The following is a 4942-nucleotide window of genomic DNA, read 5'->3' as shown; positions in this document are numbered from 1 at the left end:
AGACTCAATTCATCCCGCTCTATTATCGGCGGAGGTCGATAATCTTGAAATCCGCCTCCAAGTCGTCACCTTCGGCCGAGACAGCGAATGGGCTCACCATTACCCGGGATGGATCATATAAGTCGACAAACAGCCGCTTTGCAGCCTCAAAGTCGGGGGCGGAAAGCTCCTCATCGTTGACTTCAACTGCCCAGTCGCCATAGGGCGTACACCAAGTTTGGCCAACCTGGATGCCACCCAGCTTGGTGTCGACGAAATAGTGGCCGCAATCGTTTATCCAAATCTGCAAAGCCATTTCCTGCCCCCAAAAATCAAAGAGATTGTCGCATGGCTACCAGCGCGAACCAAGCGGTGTCCGCATTCCGGGATCCGCAGTCTCGGTCATATCGTCCTTGAGCTCGGCAGCAACTGGGTCAAGGGGCCAAGACAATGATTTTGCTTCGCCCTTGAGTGGCTTGGCACGCTTACTTCCCGTGGATGCCAGCATTCTCGAGACTGCAGTCGGTGTGTACTGCGTTCCAGCACTCGACAGATACCCCGCGTCCGCCAACGCCTTCGCTACATCAGCCAGAGTCCGCTGCCGGCCATTGACCGGATAACGGTGCAGCTTCTTCGCCAAGGCGATGCGCCAGCAGCGGACATATGCTCTGGACGCAGCGAAAGTCGCAATCCGGACCCCTTGCGGACCTACGGAAAGCTGCTCCGAGAGCGGAGGCGTCGAGTCATGATCGCGCGTCCCGGCTCGCCAAGCACGTGAAGTCGATCGAGCAGGTCGGCGGCATCGAGTCCTGGAACCTCCAGACCATAAACAAGGCTTTCGGACCGCCTCGGGCGCTTCTGAAGCCAGCAGATCCGCTACCGCCGAATGTATGGGCGCGGGAAGATCGACCTGCTTCAGGCCCGACTGATCGGTGCCTTCTGACGGCAAACTGCACCACAATTGCGTCAGATCCAACATTGCAGGCGATCTCACACCTCCAGATGCGCCTGCCCGAAGGCACCTCGTGGCGCAGGAGGCCAGCGTCAAACCCACAATGCCGATTGAAGCGCTTAAACGTGGGAGATGCGTCGGAGTGATCTCCAATGCGACTGACTCAGGCGACAATGAGGTCGTGTCGATCGGGAATCGCTCAAGCCGGGTGCGAATTTCTTCTCGCCAAGCTGCTTGGGCGGTACCTTGTTGAGGGCGATCTTCCGCCTACATGCTGTCAGAAAAGACGTCCCACACTAGGACAGAAGGCGCCCGTCCATCCTCCGCCTCAGGCGGAGCAGGTCATCGCAACCGTAGGAGAGACCGATGCAAGAGTCCCTCGTCGTCCGCCGCGAGACGCACATCCCGGCGCCGCCCGCCGCGGTGTTCGCCCTCCTGACCGATCCGGAGAAGATCCTGCGCTGGATGGGAACGGAGGCTGAGGTCGAGCCGCAGCCTGGCGGGCTCTATCTCGTCAATGTCACTGGGGCTCGCTGCGCTCGCGGCTCCTTCCGCGAGGTAGTGCCGGTGCACCGCCTGGCCTACAGCTTTGGCTGGGACGGCAGCGAGGTGGTGCCGCCGGGGTCGAGCCTGATCGAGGTCGACCTGATCGAGCAGCCGGACGGAACGCTGCTGCGCCTGACCCACACCGGCCTGCCTAACGCCGAGCAATGCGCCGGCCATGCGGAAGGCTGGGCCCATTACCTCGGCCGGCTGGCCGAGGTTGCGGCCGGGCGTGAACCGGGGCCGGACCCCTGGCATGGCAGGGACTGATGGCTTTCCGCTCGTCGCTCGCAGGGGTGTCGAAGGCTGCCTCATCGAGGATTGGACCGTGAGTCTGGAGGATGGCGTCTATGTAAAGGAGTAGTTGTGCCGGCGGCAGTCCCATGGCCTCGCCCTGAATGTCACCTCTCCCCTAAGTACGCCCTTAACGACGTCCCGTCCGGTCCCGTTGAGGGCGTCCTTCGTGACAACATGACAGGCAGAAGCGCCATCCCGCGGCGCGGATGACAGGCTAGTGGCCGCGGTGGCATAATCGCGGCATGGATCTGCCCGCGCCCCTCGCCTGGTTGTTGGACGAGGCCGGCTCCTCGCCCGGCCCTGACTGGTTCCTGGCCGAGCTCGGCGGCCGGCTGCTGGCCGACGGCCTGCCGTTGGCCGGGGGCGCTCTGACGGTCGCGGTGCCGCATCCGATCATCGCCCGCCGCACCTGGCTGTGGCGGGCGGAGACCGGGGCGGTGATCGAGGCGCTGGGCTTCGCCGGCGGCCCGCTCAACCAAGCCGGGCGCGACTGGCTGGCCGAGCTTGGCCCTGTGCAGGAGGACACGATCGGCCCGGAGCCGGACAGTCCGGTGCTGGGCTGGGCAGGGACCCGGCCATTCGGCCCCGCCGAGGCCGGCCGGCTGCGCCAGGCCGCGCGCTTCGCCGCAGCGCCCTTAGCCGCCCTGACCGCGCGGGCGGCGCTGGCAGCGCTGCTCGAGGCCTATCTTGGCAGGCGCAGTGCCGCCCGGGTGCAGGCCGGCGCGCTGCGCCGCGGCACCGGGGAGACCATCCGCGCCGCGCTGCTCTGTGCCGATCTGCGTGACTTCACCGCCCTGTCCGAGGCGACGGAGCCCGCAGCGATGATCGCCGCCCTCGACGCTTGGTTCGACCGCGTCGCCGGGGCGGTGCATGCTTTCGGGGGCGAGGTGCTGAAGTTCATCGGCGACGGTGTGCTGGCGATTTTCCCGGTCACGGGCGCCCCGGCCGAGGCCTGCGAGGCGGCGCTGCGGGCTGTTGTCGCCGCCCGCGCCGGCATGGCCCATCTCGATGCGGTGCGGCAGACGGAGGGGCTGCCGCCGCTGCCCTTCGGCGCGGCACTGCATCTCGGTGAGATGCTGTGGGGCAATATCGGCGCGGCCGACCGGCTGGACTTCACTGCCATCGGCCCTGCGGTCAACCTGGTCAGCCGGCTCGAAGGGCTATGCAGGCCCCTTGGTCGCAGCGTGCTCATCTCGGGCGCGGTCGCGGCGGAGACGACAACGGCTTTGATCCCTTTGGGCGAGCACTTATTGCGCGGTATCGCTGATCCCTGCGCGGTCTTCACCCTGCCGGAGGATTGAGCCCCGCGGGCCGGGGTCCGGGCAAGGGTACCAGATGCGTGACTAATACAAGCGGGAGCCGGTACGCCACATCGCGTCATGCGACGCTCGCAACTGAACGACCGTAGAGAGCGAAAAGTTGCCCTTGGCTCATCTGCGCGAGCAGGTCGCGCCAGACATTGCTGGCGCCTGCTTCGGCGGAGTGACCAGATCCACCTGCTAGCACAGCGCTTTGCAGTCACCTTTCCGCTAACCTCTCGCCTTCAGGTCGAGAAGTTCCACATCGAGTTCTTCGCGCTTCCGGGCCAGTTCGAAGATCCACTGTGCGGGCGCCGGCCTGAAACGGGAATCGCGCGTGAAACCAATGATGACGCGATTTTCAGCTTGGACTTGTTGCTACCTCATGCTCCCGATCACGGAAGTCTACGAAAGGAACGTAGGGAGAAGCAGAAGCCGGCAAGATCGTTTTGTAGACAGTGATGGGGTCAAAGGCCGTATAATAGGAGCTTGGCGATTGCCCCTCGGAAGCCTATCTGTCGTTTGAATGACGCCGCGAGGAATGATGCCGGCTCAACGATCCGAACTCGCTGAAGCATCGCTGTCGACTGGCCCGGTGGGGTTGGACTATCCGCCTGATCTCCAGTTGGTTCGGCGCCGACCCATTTCGCTACTCACGACAGATGACGGCACGGCGCTCGACTGGCTGATGTCGGGGACGGCAGCATCCGCCGGACCGGCAGAGCTGCTGGACGGCGTCATCGCCCGACTGGTTGCGGCAGGCCAGCCGATCGAGCGGGCAACGCTCAACATGTCGACGCTGCATCCGCAGCTTCTGGGCATCACGGCGAACTGGCGTGGAGATCTCGGTGTCTGTGATGAGGTGGAAGTCAACGCGCATGTCCGCGAAACAACCGACTACCTGAGCAGCCCCCTCAGGCCGATCATCGAGGAGGGCCGGTCAATTCGGGTGAACCCCCAGGATTCAGTGGCGCAGTCGACATACCCGATCATGCAGACCCTCGCGGCGGCTGGATACACGGACTATTGGGGCTTCGCGCTGAAGCGGGACGACCGCCAGTTTACGCTGATGACGCTTGCCACACGGCAAGCAGGGGGCTTTTCCCGCGCCACCATCGAAGCCGTCGAGGCGCTGCGCCCGGCTCTGGCGCTCAATGTCGAGATCGTCTCGCGTGGCAAGATCGCGGAGCACGTGCTCGATGCGTATCTCGGCCGACGCATTGGCAAGCGGGTCCTCGCCGGTGACATAAGGCGCGGATTTGGCGAGACCATCGAGGCGGTCATCTGGGTATCCGACATGCGCAACTTCACCGGCCTCTCGGATCGCATCGATAGCGCCGAGATGATCCGGCTGCTGAACGCCTTTTTCGAAGGTCTCGTGGATGCGGTGCATGAACAAGGCGGTGAGGTCCTGAAATTTGTCGGTGACGGCATGCTGGCGGCCTTCCCCATTTTCGGCACGCAGACGGCGCCGGCCGCCGCCGCTGCGGCACTCGCCGCCGCTCGGAACGGTTTGGTTGCGGTGGACAGCCTGAACGAGGCTCAGTCCGGCGAGCCGTCGCGCGACCTTTCCTGGCGGCCGCTCAGCATGGGAATTGCGCTGCATCGCGGTCCCGTATTCTTCGGCAATATCGGATCCAGGGATCGGCTCGACTTCACCGCCATTGGGCGCACTGTCAATCTGGCGGCGCGGATCGAACCGCTATCGAAAACGACCGGGCGGCGCTTGCTCCTGTCCGACAGGGTTGCTGAATTGATCGAAGAGCCCGTCGAGGAACTGGGCGACTTCCCCATCCGAGGCATCCCTGACCCTGTGAGCCTGTTCACCGTACCGGAACACGGACTCTGACGGCTCCGCCGGTTCCGGCTCCGG

At 64.5% G+C, this 4942-nt stretch carries 5 protein-coding genes; 3 read left to right on the top strand and 2 right to left on the bottom strand.

Translation table 11 applies throughout. The features are described 5' to 3' along the window. Positions 1-22 precede the first annotated feature (22 nt). Together BQ8794_RS23655 and BQ8794_RS35950 are read right to left on the bottom strand one after the other, a co-directional pair. Entirely contained in the window at positions 23-295 is a 273-nt protein-coding gene (locus tag BQ8794_RS23655; protein WP_077381057.1) for a hypothetical protein, read from the bottom strand. 36 nt (positions 296-331) lie between these two features. Further along, the gene (locus BQ8794_RS35950) at positions 332-619 is read right to left on the bottom strand and encodes a hypothetical protein (protein WP_174654515.1); all 288 of its coding nucleotides are present in this window, start codon (positions 617-619) and stop codon (positions 332-334) included. A gap of 678 nt (positions 620-1297) precedes the next feature. Here BQ8794_RS35950 and BQ8794_RS23645 point away from each other — a divergent pair. From BQ8794_RS23645 to BQ8794_RS23635, 3 genes are all read left to right on the top strand, one after another. Further along, positions 1298-1744 (top strand): SRPBCC family protein, encoded by a 447-nt coding sequence (locus BQ8794_RS23645; protein ID WP_023801387.1) that lies wholly within the window; start codon positions 1298-1300, stop codon positions 1742-1744. A 269-nt stretch (positions 1745-2013) separates the two neighbouring features. Beyond that, a complete protein-coding gene (locus tag BQ8794_RS23640) occupies positions 2014-3072 on the top strand; it encodes an adenylate/guanylate cyclase domain-containing protein (RefSeq protein ID WP_077381056.1) in 1059 nt (352 codons plus the stop codon). 541 nt (positions 3073-3613) lie between these two features. After that, the gene (locus BQ8794_RS23635; protein WP_167378815.1) at positions 3614-4918 is read left to right on the top strand and encodes an adenylate/guanylate cyclase domain-containing protein; all 1305 of its coding nucleotides are present in this window, start codon (positions 3614-3616) and stop codon (positions 4916-4918) included. Positions 4919-4942 lie beyond the last annotated feature (24 nt).

Source organism: Mesorhizobium prunaredense, from assembly GCF_900156895.1.
Taxonomy (GTDB): Bacteria; Pseudomonadota; Alphaproteobacteria; order Rhizobiales; family Rhizobiaceae; genus Mesorhizobium; species Mesorhizobium prunaredense.
The sequence above is the reverse complement of the archived record's forward strand: the minus strand, read 5'-3'. Positions and strand labels throughout refer to the sequence as shown.